Below are 25,152 nucleotides of genomic sequence, written 5' to 3'. Positions count from 1 at the left end.
AGCTACCTCCCGGCGATACTGCTCAGGCCAGCGTCCAACATCTCATTGAAGGGCTCTGCCAGCCGCTGAACGCGCTCCGGCGGGGCTTGGCCCTCCAGTTCCAGCAACCGGTCTTCGTGCAGTGCAGGTGTGATCTGTGAAGCTACACGGCGGCAGTGAGCACCGACGGCGTCAGCGACCTTCCGTGCCTCAAGAACGGTGGGGATCGCACTGGTCCCCACGTACTCAGACAGGTCGCGCGTTACGAGATAGCGGAAGCATCGGTCGAGGTCCCATCCCACGAACTCGGAGGCCAGCTCGGAGAGCCGCCCAGACTCGCGGTAGCTCCCCAGCACGCTCGGCGACAGCGCACTCAGCGTCTGCAGGTCCATCGTCCCCGGTGCCTGAAGCGCGAGCCCCATCACGGAACTGCCCAGGGCGTCGAGGGCGAGGTCACTGAACCTGGACCCCCTTCCGCTGGTGGCCAGCCTTCGCTCCGCTTCGGTGCGCAGCCTCGCCGCGACCTCCAGCAGGGACCCGGCACCCGTCAGGAGGCCCTGTGCAGGACCTCCTCCCACCTCTTGGGCTCCCTGAAGCAAGGTGTCCAGGCACGTCACAACGCCCGGCCCCTGCATCTGAAGGCGGGTGGGAGGGGCGAGGGCACGAGACACTCTTCGGGAGATCTCCGAAGCGTCTCGCACTCCTTCTCGGTATAGCTCGCGCACGCTCTCCCATTCAGGAGACCGTGGCGAGCGCTGCGCGGTAGACGTACCCATGGGCTGGTGTGGCCGGTCCAGTGAGACGATGATTTTCCGTACCATTGTATTGTACTCGAAGTTCGACCAAAATGCCAGGAGACACAAGCCCAGATCAGAGCTGACAAACAGAGCGAGAGCCGAAGGGTCAAGGCCAAGCCGTCCTCGGCCAACCGGCCAGACCAGCCCCGCGCCAGGACCACCGTCACGGCGGCCAAAGAGCCGGCTTCTCGCTTGTCGGCCAGCAGCACGCCTGGTTTGCAGGCCCTGATATGGTCCACAGTGCTTGCGCCTTCCTGATATCGGTCGAATAGTCTTATACTACATTATATTGGCATAAAGGTAAAGTTACACTCTGTTCCAAATCAACGTTTGCTCTTCACAACACCCGCTTTCGCCGACTCGCGAATCGGGAGACGTCAGTCGGCCCTGAGCTGAGGACCGGGCGGTACTACTCTGGGACAGGCGCGACAATCCTTGCAGGAAACCAAGATGACAGGTAGAATGTAGAAGAGTGGGAGGATTGTGCGGTTCGCCGTCAGGACGCACCCCGATGCCAGTGCAGGGGGGATGCGCATATGGACGACAGAATACGCGACTTCATCGCCACGTCCGCTCGGAGCATCGTGGGCCTGGACGTCGCCCTGTTCTTCCAGGCCAACCCGAGCGCTTTTGACACGCCCCGGGGTATTGCTCTGCGTACGCACCGCGCCGTTGACGAGGTAGGCCCCGCACTGGAGCGATTCGCCAAGCGCGGTATCGTGGAGCGCCACACCCGCGGCGAGGGCCGATATACCTGCTATGCCCTCGCCAAAGACCCCGACATCTGGGACCTTCTGTGCATGGTCAGCGAGGCGTACCTGGACGACCCCACCTCGCGCAAGGAAATCGTCCGGCTGCTCATCAGCATTCAGCATGAGGAACGGGCCACACAGGTGCAGCCGCCGGCCACCGGGGGTGACAACCCATGATGGCAGCCCCGCTCTCCACCGGCATCCCCGGCCTCGACGAGCTTCTCTCCGGCGGCTTCCTTCGAGGGAGCTGTAATCTGGTTGAGGGCGTACCAGGCACCGGCAAGACCACGGTCGGCATCCAGTTCGTCTATGCCGGCGCGGTCGCCGGTGAGCCCGGAATCATCATCACCTTTGAAGAGTTTCCTCAGCAGATGCATCGCGACGCCCTCAACTTCGGTTGGGACCTGGCGGACTTGGAGGCCAAGGGCGTGCTGCGCACCATCTGCACCTCCCCCGAAGTATTTCTCGACCAGCTTCAGGAAGTGGACGGCCTCATCGAGCGGTCCATTGCCGAGACCGGCGCGGTGCGCCTCCTGCTGGACAGTGTCTCCCACCTTGGGCAGACCGGGGCCAGTGCCAGCGAACTGCGGGCCCAGGTCTACAGCATGATGAACGGCCTGCGTCGCGCGGGTCTCACCAGCGTGATCACCAAGGAACTCGAGCAGGTCGACATCAACCGCGTGCCTTTCGAGGAGTACCTGGCCGACGCCGCCCTGCGTCTGCACTACACCCTGGAGACAGATGGGCAGCGTCGGCGTTACGTCGAGATCCTCAAGTCACGTGGAGCCCCACACATACCCGGGAAGCACATGCTGGAGCTCGCCGAGAACGGCGTGAAGGTCTACCCACGTCGTCAGCCGGTCTCGCGCACCAAACTCGCCTGGGAACACGGTCTCTGCCGCACGCCGACCGGTGTCCCCGGCCTGGATGACATGCTCGGAGGCGGCTTGGTCTGCGGGTTCTCCACTCTCGTGGCAGGAAGCGCCGGCGTCGGGAAGACAACGCTGGCGATGCAGTTCATGTGCAAGGGCGCTGAGGAGGGCGAGAAGGGCGTCTATGTCAGCTTCGAGGAGACGCCGACGAAGCTCGCGGAGCTTGCGAGGGGCTATGGGCTGCCGCTGGCAGAGTACATCGACAAGGGCATGATCAGCATCCTGTACCGCTCTCCCCTGGAGGTCAGGCAGGAGAAGCTCACCCAGGAACTGGTCAACGAACTGCGCGCCACCAGCGCCAAGCGAGTGGTCATCGACAGCATCACAGACCTGGAGATGGCCAGCTCGCAGCACCTGAGCCTTCGCGAGTCCGTGTACTCCATGGTCGAGTGCCTCGAAGCCTCGGCAGCCACCTCGCTGCTGATCGCAGAAGTTCCGGAGGTGTTCGGACAAACGCAGATCACCGGTGAGCACATCTCGGTGATCGTCGACGGCATCATCCTGCTCAAGTACATCGAGATGGAGAGCGAGATCCAGCGGGCCGTCTCGGTGCTCAAGATGCGAGGCAGCGACCACGACAAGGGGATTCGGCGCTTCACAATCTCCTCGCACGGGATGCGGGTGAGGGGGCGGTTCGAAGGCACAGAGGGACTGATGGCCGGCACCCCGCGTGCAACCACCATCGAGCTGGCGGTCCGCAGCTTCTCCGAGTTCGACGAACAGCTCAACCGGGAGCTCATGGACCGGTTCTCGCAGCTACACCCACGGGTCAAGCCTGTGCCCCTGAACATTCCGTATAACCCGGATGAGGCTCGTGACGTGGTAGCGATGGCCCTGAGCTCGCGCCGGTCCAGCCTCAGCGTCGTGCCGCTGTGCATGTACTGGATGCCCGACGTTATTGACCCGAGCCGACTGTCTCCGCTGGATGACGTCCTGCCTGCGTCGCAATGGGAGCAGCACCTCGACGGGCTGGTGTGGCCGGCGGTCTCGCAAGATCATCTCTATGCCGCTCCGGCCATCGCGCTGTGCGGGGTGCTGATGTACCGGAAGGACCTCCTGGAGCAGCACGGATTCAGCGCGCCGCCGGCTACCTGGGAGGAACTCGTACACCAGGCCCAGACGATCTGCAGCGCTCCGGGGAACGGGGACTTGCTGGGGTTTGAGTTCCCGGCGTACCTGTACGAGGGCCTGAGCACCAGCTTCCTGGTGAACCTGTGGAGCAACGGCGGCCGAGTCCTCGATGACGACACAGGCGAGGTGGAGATCGGTTCGCCCGCGGCACTGGAGGCTCTCACCTTCCTGCACGACTGCATCTACGTCCACAAGATCAGCCCGCTGAGCATCACCGACCACATCGGCGGCGTTGAGCCGCAGGCCAACTTCCTGGCAGGACGCACGGTCTTCCTGTGGATGCTGCCGAGCGTGCTGCAGGGATCGCAGCAGCCGGACTCGCCGATCCGGGAGCGAGTGGGAGTTGCACCGGCGCCGATCGGGCCCTCGGGTCACACCTCCTACACCTATCTTGGCGGCTGGCACTACGCAGTGCCGCGCAGCGCCCTGGCACCCTCCGCTGCCCGCGATTTCATCCGCTTCATGACCAGCTATGACATACAGAAGGAGCGGGCGCTCCGCGGAGGCCCGCTCCCCACTCTGAAGACCGTTTACGAAGACCAGGAGCTACTCGCCTTCCATCCCCACTACCGTGACCTGCAGGCGATTCTGGACCATGCACGATGCCGCGAGAACATCCCGCACTACAGCAAGATCACGCGGGTGATGCAAGGCCAGTTGCATGCTGTCCTTACCGGGAAGGCGGAGCCGGAAGCCGCCCTTGCCACGATTGAGGCCGAAACCAGGGCGCTGCTCGCACAGGCCTGAGCCGAGCACGAGCAGTGCCGGTGGCCTACTGGTAGAGCCAGTCCACTCCAAACAACGCAATCCCGGTCTGCGCCAGCGCAGGTATCCCCTTGTCGCTGGCGCAGTAGCTGAGGAGCACGTTGTCCCCGACGAACTCCATGGCCATGTAGCAGAACCAGCCGTCCGGGTCGTCCTCGAGGATCTTCCGATGCTCCCAGGTTACGCCGTCGTCGTGGGAGATGGCGGCGGTCAAGGGCGTGCGCTTGCCGCCCAGGGTGCGTTCCTGCGAGTGGTCATTCCACACGAGCAGCAGGTCGCCCGTACTGGGGATGCGCTTGAAGGTTGCCGGAGAACAGGGCGCAAGGATATCCGTGGGTTCGGCCTCGGTCCAGGTCACTCCGCCGTCGCTTGAGTAGGACCGGAAATGGCAGCCCTGATCGGTTCGCGACAGCATCATCACTCGCCCGTCCTTGAGCTCGACCACACCGGGCTCCTGGAGGCCTGAACCAGACTTCGCCGGGGCGTGCAACTCGCTCTGGCTCTTGTACCACGTGCGACCGTTGTCGTCCGAGAGATAGCACATCGCCACTCCGGGGCGCAGATGGGCATCGGTGTACAGATGCAGCGCGGTCGGCATGACCAGGCGCCCGCTCTTGAGCTGGATCACCCGATCGTTGTTGACCACGTAGTAGCCCGGCGTCGCGATGCACTCGATAGGGTCGCTCCAGGTCTGGGCCTCGTCGGTGGAGAAGCGGACGTAAGGGCGACAGTCCTCGAGTCCGTTCTTGCGCAGGTAGAAGAGGGCAATCTCGCCGCTCGGCAGTCGGTTCAAGGACACCGACATGATGTTCATCTTGCCCTCGTTCGCGAGCACAGTGACGTCCTCGGCGGTCCAGGTTCGTCCGCCATCGGTGGAGTAGCGCCCGGCCAGGTAGGCGGTTGAGTGGTCTCCCCCACCGCCGGTGAAATGTGTGTAGACGAAGAGTATCCGTCCATCCTTCAGTTGGACGAAGTCGCCCTCGGAGTTGCGCGGATTGCCGGGCTTCGGAGGCAGGAGGCGAACACGGAGCAGCCCGCCTTCTTCGATGACCTTCGGCGGTTTCACAAGCTGCACCTCGGCTGGAGCCAGGATCTGGTTGCGGACGGAAAGGCGAAGGCTGCGGGAGTTGTGCCAGACCCTCGCGACCTCCTTATCCCCCACCTCGATCGGCGTGGGCTCCTCGACGGTGAACTCGGCCCAGTCCGGCGCATTGGCGGCGAGGTAGGCGAGCTTCAGGTTCGCCGACCACTCCTCCGGCGGGACGGTCAGGTCGGGGAACAGCACCGGGCCGGTGTCGCTCTGCCAGACCCCTTTGGCGACATCGACGTTCATGGTCTTAATGGGGTACTCGAGGATCGCGATGCGCCCGCTTGCCTCATCGCGGATCTCGGTCTGGCCGACGAGCAGCCCGGCTTCCTTCGTTGCCGTGACCACTTGCGCGGCGTCCGCGCAGACCTGGTACTTGCCCTCGACGATCCTGGGGGTCATTCCGCCCCACTTGGGCTTGGAGACCTCGCGGTAGCCGTCGCCGGCGGTGACGCCACGGCGGAACACGACGACCTCGCCCTCAGAGAAGACGGGCAGAAAGTCGTAGCCGGGGACCACGAACAGGTCCTCGGAGGCAAAGGTGCGCTCGGCCTTGCACAGGGCACACTGGTAGTAGTCGCGGGTCACCTTCGCCGCGGGATCGATGATGCGGCAGCGAGACTCCAGTAGGAAGGCCGGCGAGTTCCCTGGTCCCGGAGTGGCAATGTAGGAACGACCGTAGTCGGCGGCAGGCGTCAGAAGCGGTTGAGCGGGCACCAGGTGGAAGGTGCTCAACAACATCACTCCCATCATAGTAGACACGTGATCCTCCGTAGCGCGGCGATCCGACGGGCAATTCCTCCCGAGGGTCCGCAAACCCTTCAGGGCACAGGAGCTGTCCAGGGCGCAGGCTGGGGAGCACGAGGATAGGAGGTCGAAGTCTTCGACAGGGGATAGTGCGACCTGGGCAGGCAACCGCGGAGAACTCCGAGCCGCGGCTTGCCGCGGCTCGTTGGTTGAAGCGATTGGGCAGCGCGACGTCTAGGCTGCTGAACGGGGACGCGGCGCAAGGTCATCGCCGAAGGACAGGGGAAGCAGAGGCGTCTCGTAGCGGACGTCGATGGTCTCCTTGCCGACAAGGGCGGCTCGTGCCAGTCGGCGGGCTGAGAAGCCCTGGACCCCCGAGGCCGGCTCGAAGCGAACTCGCCGCAGACCGTTGGCGGCACAGCGCACCTGGACGAAGACCGGCATCAACTCGTAGGGGACGCGGACGCGACGACCGAGCTGGTCGAGGACCGGGGCGCTGTCGACGTAGACCGTGAGGCCACGGACCCGCTGCTGCCGGGCGTCGGTCAGGGCGGAGAGAATGGCGTCGTAGGTGGCCTGCTCCGTGGAGAGGTTCTGGACCAGATACCCGACTCTGCGTACCGTGGTATCGTCACGCCTCCGGAACACCAGACCAACACCAACCGAGGTGCCCCGCCGAACTGCGCTGACCAGGACCTGCGTGAACTTGTCGGTTTGCAGGATCGCCCCCATTTGCCTCACTTCGCTTTCTGCGGGCGGTTTCCACCACACCTCTCGCCTGGGTGTGATGGAAGCCGCAGTCGGCGAGACCCCTTCACGTGGGTGTCCTTCATGGCTGTCAAGGCGTGTGCAGCTTTGCGCGGCGCATCTTCTACTACTATAGACTGTGTAACCAACCTTCTTGTTCCTCAAACACCCGTCAGGTGCGTAACGTTCCCGCAAAGCCTCCATTCCGTGACTGGCGGCTGGAATCGGAGCAGCAGGCCCAGACCTTGTGGTCCAAGCCTGCTGCAGGCTGTGTCGTGGTGTTGGTGGGGCTGCCTGGGAGCCGAGAGGCGCTAGAGCATATACCGGGCCAGGTCCTGCTTCTCGACGACCTCCTTGAGCTGGGTAAGGACGTAGGCGGCGTCGACCACCACTTTCTGCTCCCCCACCTCCGGCGCCTCGAAGGAGAGTTCGTCAAGCAGCCGCTCCATCATGGTGTAGAGGCGCCGAGCGCCGATGTTCTCGGTGGTGTCGTTGACTGCCCGCGCCAGCCGGGCGATTTCGTCCAGCGCGTCGTCGGAGAACTCCAGCTCCACGCCCTCGGTGGCCAGCAGGGCGGTGTACTGCTTCACAAGGGAGTTCTGGGGCTCCTCAAGGATCTTGCGGAAGTCTTCCTGGGTCAGGCTGGTCAGCTCGACGCGGATGGGGAACCGGCCCTGCAGCTCTGGGATGAGGTCGGAGGGCTTGGCGACATGGAAGGCTCCGGCGGCGATGAACAGGATGTGGCTCGTGTCGACGGGGCCGTACTTAGTCATCACCGTGCTACCCTCGACAATGGGCAGGATGTCGCGCTGGACGCCCTCGCGGGAGACGTCGGGGCCCTGGCCGGATTCGCGTCCGGCGATCTTGTCCAACTCGTCCAGGAAGATGATAGCGTTCTCTTCGACGCGCTCCAGGGCCTCGCGGGTTACCTCCTGCTGGTCAACGAGCTTCTCGGCCTCCTGGTAAGTCAGTACGCGCCGGGCCTCGGCAACGGTCATGCGCTTGCGAGTCTTCTTGCCGGGGAACAGGTTCCCCAGCAGGTCCTGCATGTTGAAGCCCATCTCCTCGAGACCGGCGCCGGAGAAGACCTGCATGGTCTGCATCGCGGACTCTTCGACCTCGATCTCGATCTCCTCTTCCTCTAGTTCGCCAGCGGCGAGGCGCTTGCGCGTGAAGTCCCTGACGCGCTCCTCCTGATGCTGGATATCCTCGGAGCGCCGACGGGCCTCCGCGAGTTCGTCCTGGGTCGGGCCGTCCAGGGCCTCTACGGCACTCACCAAGGGTGCGGGACGGGTCGTTGGGGCCGGCGCTCCCTTGCCTGCCAGGTAGTCGAGCAGGCGCGCTTCGGCGCTCTTCTCGGCGTCCTCCCAGACATCGTCGAAGTACTCCTCCTCCACGAGTCGGTAGGCGGTGTCGACCAGGTCGCGGATCATGGAGTCGACGTCACGGCCCACATAGCCGACCTCAGTGAACTTGGTCGCCTCGACCTTGATGAAGGGTGCGTGGGCAAGGTTGGCAAGGCGGCGGGCGATCTCGGTTTTGCCGACGCCCGTCGGCCCGATCATGAGGATGTTTTTGGGGATGACCTCGTCGCGCAACTCCTCGGGGATCTCACGTCTCCGAGCACGGTTGCGCAGGGCGATGGCGACGGCGCGCTTCGCCTTGTGCTGCCCGATGATGTACTTGTCCAGCTCGGCTACGATCTGCCGGGGGGTGAGCTCGTCAGCGATCACTTTAGCACCTCCACGGTGATCTGGTCGTTGGTGTAGATGCAGATCTTCGAGGCGACCAGCACGGCCTCGCGGGCGATCTCCTCGGCCGACATCTCGGTGTGGCGCAGCATCGTCTCAGCGGCCGCCTGAGCATAGCCGCCACCTGATCCAACGGTGAGGACGTTGCCGTCAGGCACGATGACATCGCCAGTGCCGGAGACCAGCAGCAGCGTCTCACGGTCCGCGACAATCAGCATCGCCTCGAGACGCCGGAGGGCGCGGTCCATGCGCCACTGCTTGACCAGTTCGACGGAGGCGCGCTGCACATTGCCGGAGAACTCGTCGAGCTTGGCCTCCAGACGCTCAAACAAGGCCAGGGCATCAGCGGCCGCACCTGCATAGCCGACCAGAACCTGACCGTTGCGCGCCGTGCGCAGCTTCACGGTCTGCTGCTTGACCATGATATCGCCAAGGGTGATCTGGCCGTCTCCGGCGATGGCAACCTGACCGTTGCGCCGAACTGCGCAGATTGTTGTCGATCGACTCTTCATAGGTCTTCTCCTAGGCTCGTCACTCAGGTTTCGGAGTCCGGTTCGCCGGGCTCGTCCCCTGTCTGGTGTTCTTTCGCGGCAGCTAGCGGGTGTGCCTGCTCATAGCTGCTCCGCAGCCGCTCTGCCGTGACGTGGGTGTAGATGCCGGTCGTCGCCAGGCTCTCGTGGCCCAGCAGCTCCTGGATCGCCCGCAGGTCTGCGCCATTGTCGAGAAGGTGCGTCGCAAAGGTATGACGCAGGGCATGGGGCGAGATTCGGTGCGCAGAGGCCGTATGCAGCACGTGCTTGTCTACCACTCGTGCTATGCCTCGCGTGGAGAGTCGGCCGCCCGACCGGTTGAGAAACAGTGCCGCTTCGCTTCCTTCTCCCTTGCGCCGGGCCAGAAAGGCTCGCCGGCCGTGGTCGACGTAGTTCTCCAGCGCCTCCGCCGCGGGATCGCCGAAGAACACGATTCGCTCTTTGTTGCGTTTGCCGATCACCCGGATCTGCCGCTCGACGAAATCCACCTGATCCAGGTCGAGACCGTGCACCTCGGAGAGCCGCATCCCGGTGGCGTAGAAGAGCTCCAGCAGGGCCCGGTCGCGAGTACCGTCGGGTGTGGAGGGATCGGGCGCTGCAAGCAACTCGGTCAGCTCGTAGTCGTGGAGTATCTCCGGAAGGTGATGGGACTGACGCGGGGACGATGCAAGTGCCGCGGGGTTGTGCTCCACGATTCCTTCGTCCACCAAGTACCTGAACAACGCTCGGAGCGCAGATAGCTTCCGGGAAAGCGTGGGTTTCGCGAAAACCTTGCGATTCAGGTGGGCCAGGTACCGACGAACCACGGGATAGTCCACCTGCGCCCAGTCGTAGGCCCGCGGCTCTCCCCACAGGTGGGCCAGGAAATCGGAGAAGTCGGCCAGGTCCCTGGCATAGGCCTCGGCGGTGCGTGGTGAGACGCGCCTCACGTGGGTGAGATAGCGTAGGAACCCGTCGACGTTCCAGGCGCTGCCGCCTGCCCCAGAGTTCTGCGTCTCGGTTGTCACCCTCCATCACCTGTCTGGTAGTGCGAGTGCGGATGTCGGCCTGCGTCTTCCGCGAGCTTCATGCCCCCCGTGAGAGAGATCCTATCCCGAAGACTGCGACGTGATCCCCACCCTGGACATCCACGCCTCCAGCGCCGTCAGGCAGAGCCTTCCGCGTGCTTCCTTCTTCTCCAGTTTGGTCAGGTGCTTCCTGCCCTCGGGCGCTTTGAACTGACTTTCGTCGACGGGCGGGAGGACGCCGAAGTTCGCGTTCATAGGCTGGAAGTGCTCGGGATCGGCGGCGCAGATGTGGTGGGCCAAAGCTCCGAGTACGGTATCCCGAGGCAGCTCCAGGAGTTCCTTGCCCTGCAGGAGGCGTGCCGCGTTGAGGCCGGCCAAGAGACCGGAGCCCGTCGACTCGATGTAGCCCTCGACGCCGGTGACCTGACCGGCAAAGAAGAGGTCGTCACGCTTGCGGAACTGGTAGGTCGGCCGCAGCAGCGTCGGGGCGTTGATGTAGGTGTTGCGATGGATCTGACCGTGCCGCAGGAACTCGGCGTTCTCGAGCCCCGGGATCATGCGAAAGACGCGGTCCTGCTCACCGTACTTAAGCGAGGTCTGGAAGCCAACCAGGTTATACATGGTCAGTTCCTGGTTCTCGGCGCGCAGTTGAACCACGGCGTAGGGCTGGGCCCCGGTTCGCGGGTCGATCAAGCCCACGGGGCGCATCGGGCCAAAGAGCAGGCCCTTGCGTCCGCGTCCGCCGATGACCTCCACCGGCAGGCAACCCTCGAAAAGCTCGTTGGGATCGACATCCGCATGGAGGCTGATCTCCGCCGACATGAGGGCATCGTAGAAGGCGTTGTACTCGTCTTCGTTCATCGGGCAGTTGAGATAGGCCGCTTCGCCCTTGCCATAGCGCGAGGCCAGGAAGACCTTGTCGCGGTCGATCGAGGCAGCATCGACGATGGGCGAGATGGCGTCGTAGAAGAAGAGGTACTTCTGGTCGGTGAGGCCGAAGAGCGAGCGTGCCAGGGCCTGGGAGGTCAGCGGCCCTGAGGCAACGATGGTCAGGCCCTCCTCGGGAATCTGCTTCACCTCTTCCCGGCGGACCTCGATGTTGGGGTGCCCGGCGACGGCCTCGGTGATCATGTCGGCGAAGCGCTCACGGTCGACGGCAAGCGCACTGCCTGCCGGAACCGAAGTGGCATCGGCACAGCGCAGGATGAGGGAACCCAGGCGCCGCAGCTCGGCTTTGAGGACGCCACCGGCACGGTCCAGCGAGTTGGACTTGAGCGAGTTGCTGCAGACGAGCTCCGCGAACTTGCCGGTCTTGTGTGCGGGCGTCATGGTGTCGGGCCGCATCTCGTAGAGGACAACCTGGGCGCCCTGTTGTGCCGCTTGCCAGGCAGCCTCAGAACCGGCCAGACCTGCGCCGATGATCGTCACGGTGTTGTTGTGGGACATATCTGTCTCCTTCGGTCACAAGGGTGACCGGTGATGACTGCGACGCAGGCCCGCCGGAACTAGCGACCCGTTGGCCCTGCAGGCACGGTTGAGCCCTCAGACTGCCTGGCCGCAAAGGCCTATCCCGGGCACGGCTCCTGCAGAAGTCAGGTGACACGGCACCGGCTCCCGGGCTCCAGTCAGAGGGCTTTCCCTAGGGCTCCCAGGTTGGATGCGTCCTCAGGTATGCGTCAACATCCACCCAACTGGTGTCAATCGCGGGGAGTCTTGGGGGAGCGGGACGGGCCAGAGCCGGCCCCTGGGCCTGCGCATTCCACCACAGGAGGCCGGTCATCGTGAACACCTGATGCCACAGGAAGGCTACGACCAGCACTGCCGCCAAGGTCAGCGTCCAACTGCGGAGCCGCTGCCTACGGGCTTCCTGAGGATCCTTGCTCGCTTGCTGTGAACTCATGTTCCTCGGTCCAAACGGGCGGCTCGCAGCCCGTGGTTTCGCTGCATGGCTACGCGTCCACACACCGGGCAACGGAACTTGCGCTGGCCGTGATGCACGCCTCGCGTCTGCTTCATGGTCACTCGACAACGTTTGCAGGTCACATTCCGTCTTCTCTCTGTCGCTCTCCTCCACTATGACCGATTCTATAGGGGGGCTCTGAGGATTGTCAAGCAAGCACGACTGAGGCGGTCTGAAGGTGCGCTGTCGGGAGGTCAGAAGGTGGTCTGCGGCCAACTACACGTATTCGTGCAAAGTTGGCTACCTGCCGCTGTGTGTCGGAGGTCTCTCCCATGCGTCGACTGCTGCCACTCGTGCTCCTGGCCCTGGTCTCGACGAGCCATGCTCAGACACCCGAGGAAGTGACCCTGACTGTCGCCGACTTCGAGTCCGGTTCTGCCTGGCCGGGCGGATCAGGGGACAAGGGTGGCGTCGGCAAGGGCGAGATCGTCGCCACGGAGGCCCACGGTGGCAAGCAGTGCCTCGCCTTCCACTACGATTTCAGCGGCACGACGGGCACGGCCTTCCTCTATGCGCGGGTACAGCCGAACCTGGCTCTGCGCGGCACGCCCTCCAAGCTGACCTTCTGGGTCAAGGGAGACGGCTCGCGGCGTCCGCTGACGGTGCGCCTGACAGAGGCCGGAGGAGAGGTCTGGCAGCGAGTCGTGGGGCAACTCGATTTCACTGACTGGCGCAGGGTGACTGTGCCCATGACAAGCCAGGGCGCGTTCTCCTGGGGCGGTCCACAGGACAAGACCCGAGGCGTGCTCGACCTGCCGGTCAGGCTCACGGACATCATCGTCGACAAAGCCTCCGAGACTGCACCCGCGACCGGCGTCCTCTACCTGGACGACTTCGCCCTCACCACCGTGATGGCCCCCGAAGACCGCTACGACGTCAAGATCGATGCTCCCGGCCTCACGATCAGCGCCTCAGCCCGGCCGCAGACGATCAAGGCAAAGGTGAGCGTGCTGAGCGCCTACTCCAAGGACGCTGAGGCGGCGGTCACCTGGCGGCTGGTGGACTACCGAGACCGACGCATCGAGAGCGGTCGGGAGACGGTGCAGGTGCCCGCCTCAGGAGTGGTCGAGATCCCTCTCAGCCTGACGCTGGCCGAGCAGGGGTACTTCGAGCTGTCGGCGGTGGCGCAGATTGAGGGCGTCGCGTACCGGAGCAGCTTGCCCTTGCGTATCCTGCGGCCATCGGCACAAACGGAGCTCAATCCCGAGTCCTCCATCGGGATCAACGGCCACCTGGCCAGCGCCGCTGAGATGGAGATGATGCAACGCGGCGGGATCAAGTGGATGCGGGCCGACTGGCTGTGGAGCGTATGCCAGCCACAGGCCGGGGACTTCAACTGGAAGACCCTTGACAGCCGCTATGAGGCCGCGCGGAAGGCTGGAATCAGCCTGCTGCCGATCCTGTGCTACGGTGTGCCCTGGGCCAGCACGAAGCCCGAGGGCGGTACCGGCGACGCCACTCGCTACATCCCCAGGATGGAGGCGTGGCTCGCCTATGTGAAGGCTGTGGTCGGGCGCTACAAGGAGGGCATCCACTACTGGGAGGTCTGGAACGAGCCGAACATCGGCTTCTGGCTCAGCAGCAACGAGGACTACGTGAGGCTGCTCAAGGAGACCTACACCGCCATCAAGCAGGTTGACCCGACGGCAACCGTGCTCATGGGCGGCACGGCGGGTGCTCCGCCCTCCTATGTCGAGATGCTGTACAAGGCCGGCTGCAAGGACTTCATGGACATCGTCAACGTCCACCCGTACCAGTACCCGCGCGTTCCTGATGAGGGCATGGCCCAGGCCGTCCGCAAGGTCTGGGAGGTCATGAACCGCTACGGGGACGGCACGAAGCCGATCTGGGTGACGGAGGTCGGGTACCCGAATCACCTGGCCTCGAACGGCGTGACCCTCCACCGGCAGGCAGAGTGTCTCGCACGGACGTACCTGTGCATGCTCGGGATGGGTGTGCAGAAGGTGTTCTGGTACGACTACCAGAACGGGAACGACCCCTACTACAACGAGGCCAACTTCGGCGTGGTCTTCTCCGACAACCGGCCGAAGCCGTGCTACTTCGCCCTCAAGACGATCTCCGACTTGCTGGGTGACGCACGGTTTGTGGAGCAGCCGGCCGCGCCTCCGGGAGTTGCCGCCTACCTGTTCCGCCGCACGGACGGCACCCAGGTCCTGGCGCTGTGGGCGGTCAAGGACCGGGCGACCGTCTCCCTGCTGCAGGCCGGTGCGACACGTCTGACGGACCTGATGGGCAACACGAGGGTGCTCAAGTCCGAGGAGGCTGTGGGGCTGGAACTGGACGGTTCTCCGGTGTTCATCAGCTCAGGCAAGGCGCCGGTGATCTCGTCGATCGTGCCGCTGAAGCTGGAGGTGTCCGCCGCGGAGGTCTTCCCGACGACCTCGATGCCGGTGACGGTGACGGTTGCCAACCCGACCTCGGCACCGCTGGAGGGGGTCGTCGATGCGGAGCTTCCCGGCGGCTGGACCATCGGCAAGTTCGCTGGTCGAGTGCAGCTTGCGCCGGGAGAGACTCGCACCTTCCGGCTGGAGTGCGCGGCGAATCCCGACACAGCCTATGGTCCCTACGAGTTGCGTTTCGCCTTCACGGGCTGGGCGGGCTCAAGGCGTCTGCGGTACACGGAGGCGGCATCGGTTGAGCTGAAGGCCCCATGGAAGGTGGAGTACTCGACCACCCACGAGGGCGCCTCGGTGAGACTGGCGGCGGAGGTGACCAACCTACTGGATCACTCGGTCCGAGCGTCCGCATACTGGGCAGCCCCTGGCTACCTGGCGGGCGGTCGGGGTGATGGCGGTCAGCGCTGGGAGCTCTTCCGCCCTGGTGAGCCGGTGACCGTGCAGGTTCCGGAGTCCTGGGTGCCCCATGCGACGGCGGCGCCCTACTGGTCTCTGCTGCTGAAGATCGACACGCTGGAGATGCCGCCTGCGTCCTACACCACGCGGTTCAGCGGCGCCCTGGCTCCGCGAGCCACCGAGGCACTGTTGGCACTGCCGCTGGATGCGACCATGCCCGGAGTCTTGCCGCTGCGCTACAAGGAGCAAGTCCAGCAGATCGCCAACTGGGGCGGCGTCAAGGACCTCAGCGCCCTTGCACAGGTCCTGTGGACGGAGAAGGACCTGGTGGTGCGAGCGGTGGTGCGGGATGACCATTCGGTGCAGCCCTTCCTGGGCGAGAACACCTGGCAAGGCGACGGCCTCCAGTTCGCAGTGGACCCCGGCTACCTGCACACACCGACCTCGGCCTACTTCGAGTACGCGGTAGCGCTGACGCAGCAGGGCTCAGAGGTGTACCGCGAGGCCGCTGCACCCGGGGTCACCGCGCGGACGACCGCGAAGGCCACCGTCGAGGAGCGGACGGACGGACGAGTGTACACGGTGCGGGTGCCCTGGTCGGAACTGGGCATCAAGCCCGCGGCAGGCCTGCGCCTGGGGTTCTCGCTGCTCGCCAATGACAACGACGGCGGAGGACGACGCGGCTGGATTGAGTGGGGCGGCGGCATCGGCTGGACGAAGGACCCGTCGCTGTACCTGGACGTCACGCTGGGCGAATAGCGGCCGTCCCGCGGTCGCCCGTTGCTTCGAAGACCATAGCTGTGGTAAAATGTGAACGTGGTTCTGCTGGGGGTGCCATCGGGCTGGACCAGTCTGGGACTCTTACACCATGCGACTTCCCTGGGGCGACGAGCTCGCCATTGACCTCGGTACGGCTAACACGCACATCTGCGTCAAGGACGCAGGTGTGGTCGTGCGTGAGCCGTCGGTGATCGCCTTCGACGCCGGAGGTAGGCGCCCTGTTGCCGTAGGCCTCGAGGCCAAGCGGATGCTGGAGCGTGATGTCGAGGGCGTCGTTGTGGTGCGTCCCATCCGCAGCGGTGTCGTTGCCAACTTCGATGCGGCCGTGGCCATGCTTCGCAGCTTCATCCAGCAGGCCCTCGGCCATCGCCCTCTGTTCAACCCCCTGGTCATCATCTCCCATCCCAACGATGCTACCCTTGTCGAGCAGCGAGCACTGGTGGATGCGGTGCGGGCTGCAGGTGGCGGCCAACTCCTGAGCGTTCAGCGAGCCCTGGCAACCGCCCTCGGTGGTGGGCTGCAGATCAGCGGCGACGCGAGCCAGCTGGTCATTGACCTCGGGGCGGGGATCACCAATGTCAGTGTCGTTGCCATGGGCCTGGCGACGACGGGCATCTCGATTCGGTACGGTGGCGACGACCTCGATGAATCGCTGCGTCGGGCGATCAAGCGCACGCAGGGGATCCGCATCAGCCCTTCCTCGGCGGAGCAAGTGAAGCTCCACGTGGGCACGCTACTGCCGCCGGACCAGAGTGAATCGATGCGGGTAGACGGTGTGGGCGCAAATGGTGAGCCGGCTGTGGGCGCTGATATTAGCCTCACCGACATTCCCGACCTGCTGGCCCGGTCGCTCAACCGGGTGGTCAGTGAGATTGCCTGGCTGCTCGAGGAGCTTCCGCCGCGACAGCAGAGCGAGGTTGCAGCCACCGGCGCGGTTCTCACTGGTGGCGGGGCTCTGCTCGGCGGCATTGACAGCTACTTCGCCGAGATGCTGGGCATTCCGGTGAAGGTGGCGACCGATCCCCCGTCCTGCACGATTCTTGGACTTGAGGCGGTTCTCAACGATCCGCACGCCCTATCTCTCGGCGGGCGAAGGTTCAAGACCGCAGGATAGCGAAACCTACAGGACGTGACCCCGGGCGGCCTCCAGCCGCGACTTGCTCGACATTGTCGGCATACGGTCGCGAAGGGAGACCGCTTTTGCGTGTGTCCCACAACAACTCCCGAGAAGGAGACCCACGATGGCTGTCGTCAAACTCTCTGCTTGCGTGGAAATGATCTTCCGCAACGTGCCCGAGTTCGTGGACCGCATCGACAAGGTAGCCGAGACCGGCCTCAAGGCCTTTGAGTTCTGGGGCTGGAGCAACAAGGACCTCCCGGCGATTCGCGAGCGCGCTGACAAGTGCGGCATCGACCTCGCCTGCTTCGGTGGCGCATCCTCCGCCCCGATGGTCGACCCCCAGTGCACCGCCCAGTGGATCAAGGATGCCGAGGTGTCCATCGCCAAGGCCAAGGAGTTCGGCTGCCCGAGCCTCATCGCCACCACCGGCAATGAGCTGCCGATCGCGCGCGAGATCCAGCATGCCGCGATCGTCGCCTGCCTCAAGGGCATCGCGCCGGTTGCCGAGGCACAAGGCATTACCATCGTTCTGGAGCCGCTGAACATTCTGGTCAACCACGCCGGCTACTACCTGTCCACCTCGAAGGAAGGCTTCGAGATCCTGCGCGAGGTGAGCAGCCCGCGGGTCAAGCTCCTGTACGATGCATACCATCAGCAGGTCACCGAGGGGAACCTCATCCAGACCTTCAGCGAGAACATCGACCTCATCGGCCACTTCCACATGGCCGACGTTCCGGGCCGCCACGAGCCGCTCACCGGCGAACTCAACTACGAGAACATCTTCAAGGCCATCGCAGCCACGGGCTACCAGGGCTACGTCGGCATGGAGTTCGCTCCGACCGGCTGCCACACCGAGGCCTGCAAGACGACGCTCAAGCTGGCCGGAGGCTAGGCCGAGGTCGACTGCGACGCGCTATGGCTCGACCGCAGTAGTCTGAGTCTGTGTCACGCGAGAGGGGAACTCACGGTGTCCAAGCAGACGGTCAACTGTGCCATTATCGGGTACGGCGGCGCCTTCAACATGGGCCTGCACCACTCGAACTCGATCAACCAGGTCGAGGGGATGCAGGTCGTGGCAGTGTGCGACCTGGACAAGGCCCGGACCGCTCAGGCGGAAAGGGACCTGCCCGGCATCCGCACCTACAACGAGGTGAAGGAGCTGCTGAAGGACGACGGCGTGGACCTGTGCGTCGTGATCCTGCCGCACAACCTCCATGCTCCGGTGGCGATTGAGTGCTCCAAGGCGGGCAAGCACGTGGTGACTGAGAAGCCCATGTGCCTGACGATCAAGGAAGCCACAGCGATGATCACGGCGGCCAAGAAGGCCGACAAGATGCTTACCGTGTTCCACAACCGCCGCCATGATGGCGACTTCAAAGCGCTGCGGGACGCGGTGCAGAAGGGGCTCATCGGGCAGGTGTTCCATGTCGAGATGTGGGGTGGCGGGTTCAACGCTCCGCGGAACTGGTGGCGAGCGGACAAGGCCATCTCGGGTGGTGCCTTCTACGACTGGGGCGCTCACTATCTCGACTGGCTGCTGAACATCATCCCCGAGAAGATCGACTACGTGACGGGGCACTTCCACAAGCGCGTCTGGCACCAGATGACCAACGAGGACCACGTTGAGGCGATCATCCGCTTCCGCAACGGCGCGGTGGCCAACGTCCAGCAGTCAACGATTGCGATGGTCGGCAAGCCCCGGTGGCGCGTCCTGGGGACCGAAGGTGCGATCGTCGACGCCGGTGGGCAGTTCACCTACCACACCCAGAAGAACGGGGTGCCGGTGCAGGGCGTGATCAAGTACCAGGAGTCGGACTGGCCGACCTACTACAAGAACCTGGGAGACCACCTCCTCCGGGGTGCCGGACTCGAGGTCAAGCCAGAGGAGGCACGACGGGTCATTGCCATCATGGAGTGCGCGGAGAAGTCCTCGGAGACCGGCAAGACGGTGAAGGTGCCGTACGAGGACTGACCCGGGTAACCCTGGGGATAGTACAGAAGGCCGCGGGCACGTCCATTAAGTGGGCGATGACCCGCGGCCTTTTCGTTGCCTGAGGAGAAGGGAGAAGCGAGCGCTACTGCAGGGCCTCGGCGATGCGCCGCACACCCTCTTTGAGCTGCTCCATGCTGCAGGCGAAGCTGATGCGGAAGTAGCCTTCCGATCCGGAGGCGCTGCCGTGGACCGTGCTGACGCCGGCGTTCTGCAGCAGGTAGACTACGAAGTCCCTGGAGTTGTTGATGGGCGTGCCCTTGAGCGTCCGGCCCAAGTGTGCGGTGATGTCCGGGAAGACGTAGAAGGCGCCGCCGGGATTCGGGCACTTGATGCCGGGGATCGCGTTCAGCGCCGGCACGAGGTAGTCCCTGCGCTCCTGGAAGGCGTTGCGCATGGTGGTGACGGAGTCCTGGGGACCGGACAGCGCCTCGATGGAGGCGGCCTGCGAGATGGAACAGGGATTGGAGGTCTCCTGACTCTGGAGGTTGCCGGCGCGCTTGGCGAACTGCTTCGGAGCGATCATCCAGCCGATGCGCCAGCCGGTCATTGCGTAGGTCTTGGCCACACCGTCGGCGATGATGGTGCGCTCTTTGAGGTCGGCGTCGAGCTGAGCGGCGCTCGCATGCTTGCGACCGTCGAAGAGGATGTGCTTGTAGATCTCATCGGAGATGATGGTGAGGCCGTTTGACTGAGCGATGTGCGCCAAGCTCTCAAGGGTCTCGGCAGTGAAGACGCCGCCGGTGGGATTTGAGGGGCTGTTGATGAGCATGGCGACCGTTCGCTTGCTGATCTTCGCCCGCACCTCGTCGAGGTCGGGCTGGAAGTCGGTCTCGCCGGAGGTGGAGATCACTACCGGGACGCCGCCAGCCATCCGCACCTGCTCGGGGTAGCTGACCCAGTAGGGCGCGAAGAGCAGAACCTCGTCGCCGGGGTTGAGCAGCGTGCGCCAGATGTTCATCAGGGCGTGCTTGCCGCCATTGCTGACGACGACCTGATCGGGCTCGTAGGTGAGTCCGAGGTCGCGCTCGGCAGCGGCGACGATGGCCTTCTTGAGATCGGGCGTCCCTGACGCGGGTGTGTACTTGGTCAGGCCCTGATCGATGGCACGCTTGGCGGCCTCACAGACGTTCGCCGGTGTCGGGAAGTCGGGCTCGCCGATGGCGAAGGAGAGGACGTCCTTCCCCTCCGCTCTCATCTTCTTGGCCAGAGTGTCCATCGCCATCGTGGGTGAGGCTTCCAGCGACAGCGCGAAGTCCGAGATGATGCGCAGATCCTCCATGTGTGCCTCCCGTTGAGTCAGTGAGCCGGAAGCGCCTTCCGGGTCGCGTCATTCCTGGGCAGGTCGGCCGGTCTCGGCGGTGCAGCGAAGCGGGAAACTATCCCCTGCGCACGCCCGAGGGCGTAGCCTTCGCGCTGTTAGGGCGCAGCACCTGCGTCAGGAAGCTGCAGATTCGGCGCAGGCCATGGCCGGGCTCGGCAGCAGCCAGCGCATTGTTCTGAGTTCGCGGCGGACCTCCGGATGCTCCGGGTCGAGCGCCTGGGCTTTCATCAGCATCTTCACGGCTCGCCTGCGGTCGCCCTGGCGAGCGTAGGCGGCACCGAGGTGGTAGAGCAGCTCTGGTTCCGCCGGTGACGCCTGCAATCGCACCGCGCGCTCAAGGAAGAATATGGCTCGCCGGTAGTCGCCCGTGCGGTAGAACAGCCACCCAAGGCTGTCGACGCAGTTGACATCCAGCGGCAGGACGTCGACGGCGGTCTCCAGCATCCGCTGGGCCTGCGGGAGCGCAACACCAGCATCGGCCAGCAGGTAACCGGCGTTGTTGAGCTCCATGGCCGTTGCTGCACGCAGGGGGTCGTCGCTCCGCCTGCTCTCAAGGGATCGAGATGCCGCCCGACCAATCCCCACCAGTATCTGTGTGCCCTCACGGACTTTGCCCTCGTGCAGGCGACACTGGGCGAGCAGATACGGATTGGGGTTCATCTGCTTCGACATCATCTGGAGCGCGCGGTCATAGGCTCCGGCAGCGACATAGATCTCCGCTGCCGCACCGACGACGTTGGCCTGTGAAGGTCCGAGAGCCAGCGCGCGGTCCATGTGGCTGATGGCCTCCTGCCGCCTGGCCGGTCGACTGTGGGCGCACAGGAAGGCCTCATTGAGATGCCCCAGGGCCACGTACTCGGTCCGCATCTGGTCCAGGCTACGCAGGACCGGCTGCCGCAGCCCCGCAAGCAGGGACACAGCAAGCACCAGTAGCCCGAGAGTGATCATCAGCGGTACGTGACGGTTCATCGCTTCTTGCCCACGCCAAGTTCCGCCTGGGGCCGGAAGGCCGCCAGGTTGTAGTAGTCCAAGCCCACGAACACCGTCTGCTCGGCGATGGCCGGTGCGGAGTACAGACCATAGGCGGTCTGATGGCGCCACACGACCTCGCCATCATGGACCGAAAGGGCGTAGAGCGCGCCATCCCGGGAGCCGACGTACACGAACTCACCGGAGACCGAGGGCGCTGCCATGATCTCCTCCGCTGTCTCGGTGGCCCACACGATCTCGCCGGTTGCCCGTGACACGGCGTAGCACTTGCCGTCTGTGCTGCCTACGATGACGAGCTCCTCCGTCAGTGCCCCAGAGGATCGGACCTGGCCCTTGAGATCGGCGCGCCAGATCAGCTCACCGTCACGAGTGGTCAAGGCGTAGAGCCCGTGGTCATCGGAGCCGCAGTAGACGGTTCCCTCGGCTACGGCCGGGGAGGAGGAAACCGGGGCCTGCGCTTTGAAGACCCACACCTCACTGCCGTCCGTAGTGTTCAGAGCATGGATGCCCGCATCCCAGCAGCCGACCAGCACGAGGTCCTCATAGACCGCCGGTGCTGCGGAGATCTCACCGGGCAGCGTACGCTTCCAGACCTCCTCGCCGGTTGGAACCGCCAGACGCACGAGCTCGCCGGCACGGGTACCGACGTACAGGCCGTCGCCATCGATCACGCAGGAGGACCGTACCGGCCCTTCCAGGGAGACCTTCCAGCGCTGCTCGCCTGAGGCCACGTCAAGGCCGTGGACCGACCCGCTCAGGGTGCCGAAGCAGACCAGCTCCTGCGAGAGAGCCGCTGCACTCTCAATGCGTTCGGGTGCATCGAAGCTCCAGCGGGCGGTGCCCTTGCCGGTGTCGATGGCGTAGAGGCGCTTGTCGCGTGAGCCGATGTAGACCGTGTTGTCGCGGACCACCGGCGAGGCGACGATCTGGTCCTTCGTCACGAACTCCCAGGCGATCTCCAAGGGCGGCGTGACCTGCTGCATGGTCATGGCGCCATGGGCCGCAATCTGCCCGAACATGGGCCATGCATCCACGCCTGCGGCCGCACGTCGCTTTGATCGGCGCAACTCCCGGTCAGCCTCGTCGAGCGAGGCGATGCCGACCTCCTCCTGCACGCCTTCCCGGGCCTTGCTCAGGGCCTCGCCCGCCTCCGGGAAGCTGCGCCGGAAGGTGTAGGCGACTCCCAGGGCGTAGCTGAGTTCGGGCCGCGACTTGCCCTTGGCCGCCTTCTCCAGAGCCTTGAGATCGCTCTCGGCAATGGACACCCGCCCCAGGGCATAGGCCGCGCTCCAGGCGCTTTCGGGGGCCGCCGAGACGCTTCGCAGCAGCATGGCCGGTGCACGGGGCTCGTCGATCGCGATCAGCGCCGCCGTCAGCTCATCCCGCAGCGGCACGCTTCCCTCCAAGAAGGAGTCGGTGAGCGCCTTGACCAGCCGCCGGGAGCCGGTCCGCCCCAAGGAGCGTGCCGCCAGGGCACGAACGCGGTAGTCCCGGTTTTCGAGCATGGCCTCCAGGTGGCCCTCAAGCTGTCCCAGATAGCCGGTAGCAAGGGTTCGTATCTCGGCCTGATCATCATCGAGACCATGCACCAGGTGGCGGATCAGCCGGGGCTCAAGGTGGTCGCCGAGCTTTTGGTAGGTCGTGAGTCTGACCTGCGGCGCCTCATCCCGCATGAGCTGGGCCAGGAACTCGCCCTTGTCGTCGCCCAGGTCCATGACTCTGTCGAACCAGTAGTCAGTCTCCTGCTCCTGTGTCAGGGCGCTGCGGATCAGGAGTTTCAGCTCGTCTGGTCCCATGAGGAGTTCGTCGCGTGCCTGATCGATCATCCGCAGCTCTTCGGGCGGAATCAGCAGCCCAAACTGCGCGGCGTTGTTCATTTCGCGTGTGAGTAGGTCCTGGACATCCCGCGTCATAGGCTGCTTACCGGCGAGATCGCTCTGGATCTTGTCGGCCAGGATCTCGTGGACCAACTCGTACTCGCGACGACGTCCACGTCCGACCGGTCGCAGCAGACCCATATCAACCAGTCGTGCGAGCACGCGCTCGACGAGTTCCCGATCGGCCTCTGCCTCGGCGGCGATGCGCTCCACCGGCTGCGCCGACTTCAACTCTGAGCCGCCGGCGATGAAGATGAGCATCTTCGCAGCGACCCGCCTCTCGGGCGGCAGTAGCAGGTTCAGTGCTCGCTCGAGGTACTTGTCCAGGATCTGTTGCGCGCCACCGAGCTCGTCGTAGAGTCGCTCGCCGAGAAAATGGCTTCCCTTCGACCGCGCCTCGTAGACCGAGTGGCACACGATCTCAAGCTGCGCGGGTTCAATGCCCTCGCGATTGAGGTCGTCGACGATCCGCTCGACCAAAGTCCGCTTGACCTGCAGCTCGAAGTTCTGCGCAGGCTTGATGATGGCGTCGGCGGCCTGCTCGGGCGTGAACTTGTGGAGGCGGTGCATGTTGTGCATGATCGCCGGGAAGTCGCTCTGCATCTCGTAGAGCTCGCCGACGAAGTCCTCACGGATCGCCAGGACCATGCGGAACTGATCGCCGCAGTTGTCGAAACAGGCGCGCAAGGCCTCGCGTGCCTTCTCCTTGGTCTTATCGCCGAGCTTCACATGGAACTCGGCGAACTGATCGAGGAGGAGGATGACCTGGCGTCCAGTGAGTTCGGCCGCCCCCTTGACGACCTCGCACAGGGACCGGGTCTGCGCCAGCTTGCCCGGCTCATACCCGAGCTGCTCCAGGGAGTTGATGATGGCTGCCCGGATGCTGGCAATCGGCTCGTCGCCGACGCGGGTATAGGCCACCAGCCACGGATGCGTGTCCTTCTTGTCCGCTTCCTCGGACTCGCGCCTCAGGGCGGCCATGACACCGGCACGCAGCAGCGAGGTCTTCCCCATGGCCGCCTGGCCGAAGACCACGGTGATCGGGCTGGTCTGGATCTTCTCCATCACAGCCTTCACGTCGTCCTCGCGGCCGAAGTAGAAGTCTCCGTCCTCGACATCGAAGTGGTCGAGGAAACGGTAGGGACCGCCTCGCGAGACGGTGAGGTCGTACTTCTGGCCACGCCGCAGGTGTCGCTGGCGGACCAGTCGGGTGTGGAGCTTGGCGGCGAACTCGTTGAAGGAGCCGGGCTCGCGGCAGAGCAGGTGTCGGGAGGAGTGACGAGCCTCCAGCAGCTCGATCACGTGCGGCTGGTAGCGGTGGTACTCGGCGCTGGCCGGGTTCTCAATCCGCAGCTCGTCGTAGAGCTCCTCATTGGCCATGGGGATGAGGGTGTTGATCCAGAAGATCCGGGCGCCCTCTTTTGGGACCTGGGCCAGGAAGGCATCCTCCCGCTCGGTCATGGCCACGAAGACGGAGAAGATCTTGAAGTTCCCCTGGATCACCTTGTTCATATCGCCGGCGATGCGCGAGAGCTCGGCCCGGGACAGAGGTAGGAAGTCACGCGTCCAGTCGCCGCCGCACTTCACCAGGGCCGGGCGCGTGGACTCGGCCAGAGCAACGTTGATCTCTTCCGGGTCGTCGAGGCCGCCAACCAGGAGATGGTAGTCCTTACCGGGCTCGAGATGCTGGGCATGGAGGGCCCGCTCCAGCATATCGTCGGGTTCCGTGACGAAGATCGTGGAGTAGTAGCCATCTTTGACGAGACGGGACAGGCGCACGTGCCCCTCGGCGGGCCTCGCCTCTTCGCCGACCTCCTCACGCAGCAACCGGCAGCGCTCACGGTGATCGGTGACCTCGGCGGCCATCAGATCGAGGGCTGCGAGAATCTGCTCGGTGCCCTCTAGATCGGCCACACGGTCACCGGCCCACTTCAGCGCCATCTGCTCAAGGGAGGTGAGAACGAGCTGGTCCTTTGGCGGGATCTTCACCGCGGAACCGATGAACAGCGCGTGCTTGCCCAGTTGGTGCCGGTGCGTTTTGAGGTGTTCTGCGATGACACCGATCATGACCGC

Annotated in this window: 17 protein-coding genes; 6 read left to right on the top strand and 11 right to left on the bottom strand. The window is 64.6% G+C overall.

Annotated elements, in window-relative coordinates; all coding sequences use genetic code 11:
- Positions 1-2: 2 nt before the first annotated feature.
- Positions 3-557 (bottom strand): hypothetical protein, encoded by a 555-nt coding sequence (locus tag ABFE16_11025; GenBank protein MEN6345824.1) that lies wholly within the window; start codon positions 555-557, stop codon positions 3-5.
- A 755-nt stretch (positions 558-1,312) separates the two neighbouring features.
- Here ABFE16_11025 and ABFE16_11020 point away from each other — a divergent pair.
- Together ABFE16_11020 and ABFE16_11015 are read left to right on the top strand one after the other, a co-directional pair.
- Complete coding sequence (locus tag ABFE16_11020; protein ID MEN6345823.1) at positions 1,313-1,705, top strand: hypothetical protein; 393 nt, start codon at positions 1,313-1,315, stop codon at positions 1,703-1,705.
- Positions 1,702-4,338 carry an extracellular solute-binding protein gene (locus ABFE16_11015; protein ID MEN6345822.1) on the top strand — a complete coding sequence of 879 codons (2,637 nt, stop codon included), beginning with the start codon at positions 1,702-1,704 and terminating at the stop codon, positions 4,336-4,338. The genes ABFE16_11020 and ABFE16_11015 overlap by 4 nt, the downstream gene beginning before the upstream one ends.
- 25 nt (positions 4,339-4,363) lie before the next feature.
- Here ABFE16_11015 and ABFE16_11010 read toward each other — a convergent pair whose 3' ends face one another.
- The 7 genes from ABFE16_11010 to ABFE16_10980 all read right to left on the bottom strand — a co-directional run bounded on the left by ABFE16_11010 (position 4,364) and on the right by ABFE16_10980 (position 12,125).
- Complete coding sequence (locus tag ABFE16_11010; protein MEN6345821.1) at positions 4,364-6,196, bottom strand: sialidase family protein; 1,833 nt, start codon at positions 6,194-6,196, stop codon at positions 4,364-4,366.
- 228 nt (positions 6,197-6,424) lie between these two features.
- A complete protein-coding gene (locus ABFE16_11005) occupies positions 6,425-6,922 on the bottom strand; it encodes a reverse transcriptase-like protein (GenBank protein ID MEN6345820.1) in 498 nt (165 codons plus the stop codon).
- A gap of 326 nt (positions 6,923-7,248) precedes the next feature.
- Positions 7,249-8,670, bottom strand: a complete 1,422-nt coding sequence (gene hslU, locus ABFE16_11000; GenBank protein ID MEN6345819.1) for an ATP-dependent protease ATPase subunit HslU — start codon at positions 8,668-8,670, stop codon at positions 7,249-7,251.
- Positions 8,667-9,200, bottom strand: coding sequence for an ATP-dependent protease subunit HslV (gene hslV / locus ABFE16_10995; protein ID MEN6345818.1), 534 nt, complete (start codon positions 9,198-9,200; stop codon positions 8,667-8,669). Before hslV ends, hslU begins: the two co-directional genes overlap by 4 nt.
- A 23-nt stretch (positions 9,201-9,223) precedes the next feature.
- Entirely contained in the window at positions 9,224-10,225 is a 1,002-nt protein-coding gene (locus ABFE16_10990; GenBank protein ID MEN6345817.1) for a tyrosine recombinase XerC, read from the bottom strand.
- A gap of 81 nt (positions 10,226-10,306) precedes the next feature.
- Positions 10,307-11,671, bottom strand: a complete 1,365-nt coding sequence (trmFO, locus tag ABFE16_10985) for a methylenetetrahydrofolate--tRNA-(uracil(54)-C(5))-methyltransferase (FADH(2)-oxidizing) TrmFO (GenBank protein MEN6345816.1) — start codon at positions 11,669-11,671, stop codon at positions 10,307-10,309.
- Positions 11,672-11,864: 193 nt separating this feature from the next.
- Positions 11,865-12,125, bottom strand: a complete 261-nt coding sequence (locus ABFE16_10980; GenBank protein ID MEN6345815.1) for a hypothetical protein — start codon at positions 12,123-12,125, stop codon at positions 11,865-11,867.
- Positions 12,126-12,457: 332 nt separating this feature from the next.
- Here ABFE16_10980 and ABFE16_10975 point away from each other — a divergent pair, with 332 nt between their 5' ends.
- The 4 genes from ABFE16_10975 (at position 12,458) to ABFE16_10960 (ending at position 18,870) form a co-directional block, all read left to right on the top strand.
- Positions 12,458-15,757 (top strand): sugar-binding protein, encoded by a 3,300-nt coding sequence (locus ABFE16_10975; protein MEN6345814.1) that lies wholly within the window; start codon positions 12,458-12,460, stop codon positions 15,755-15,757.
- A 109-nt stretch (positions 15,758-15,866) separates the two neighbouring features.
- Positions 15,867-16,892: a rod shape-determining protein gene (locus ABFE16_10970; GenBank protein MEN6345813.1), complete on the top strand. Its 1,026-nt coding sequence runs from the start codon at positions 15,867-15,869 to the stop codon at positions 16,890-16,892.
- 127 nt (positions 16,893-17,019) lie between these two features.
- Positions 17,020-17,790, top strand: a complete 771-nt coding sequence (locus tag ABFE16_10965) for a TIM barrel protein (GenBank protein MEN6345812.1) — start codon at positions 17,020-17,022, stop codon at positions 17,788-17,790.
- A 75-nt stretch (positions 17,791-17,865) separates the two neighbouring features.
- Positions 17,866-18,870: a Gfo/Idh/MocA family oxidoreductase gene (locus ABFE16_10960; GenBank protein ID MEN6345811.1), complete on the top strand. Its 1,005-nt coding sequence runs from the start codon at positions 17,866-17,868 to the stop codon at positions 18,868-18,870.
- A 103-nt stretch (positions 18,871-18,973) separates the two neighbouring features.
- Here the strand turns inward: ABFE16_10960 and ABFE16_10955 are convergent, their stop codons facing one another.
- The 3 genes from ABFE16_10955 to ABFE16_10945 form a co-directional block, all read right to left on the bottom strand.
- On the bottom strand, positions 18,974-20,170 hold the full coding sequence (locus tag ABFE16_10955; protein ID MEN6345810.1) for a pyridoxal phosphate-dependent aminotransferase: 1,197 nt from the start codon (positions 20,168-20,170) through the stop codon (positions 18,974-18,976).
- A 156-nt stretch (positions 20,171-20,326) separates the two neighbouring features.
- Positions 20,327-21,181, bottom strand: a complete 855-nt coding sequence (locus ABFE16_10950; GenBank protein MEN6345809.1) for a tetratricopeptide repeat protein — start codon at positions 21,179-21,181, stop codon at positions 20,327-20,329.
- Complete coding sequence (locus ABFE16_10945; GenBank protein MEN6345808.1) at positions 21,178-25,146, bottom strand: PQQ-binding-like beta-propeller repeat protein; 3,969 nt, start codon at positions 25,144-25,146, stop codon at positions 21,178-21,180. Before ABFE16_10945 ends, ABFE16_10950 begins: the two co-directional genes overlap by 4 nt.
- Between the last annotated feature and the right edge of the window lie 6 nt (positions 25,147-25,152).

It is taken from the genome of Armatimonadia bacterium (assembly GCA_039679385.1).
Classification (GTDB): Bacteria; Armatimonadota; Zipacnadia; order Zipacnadales; family JABUFB01; genus JAJFTQ01.
The sequence above is the reverse complement of the archived record's forward strand: the minus strand, read 5'-3'. Positions and strand labels throughout refer to the sequence as shown.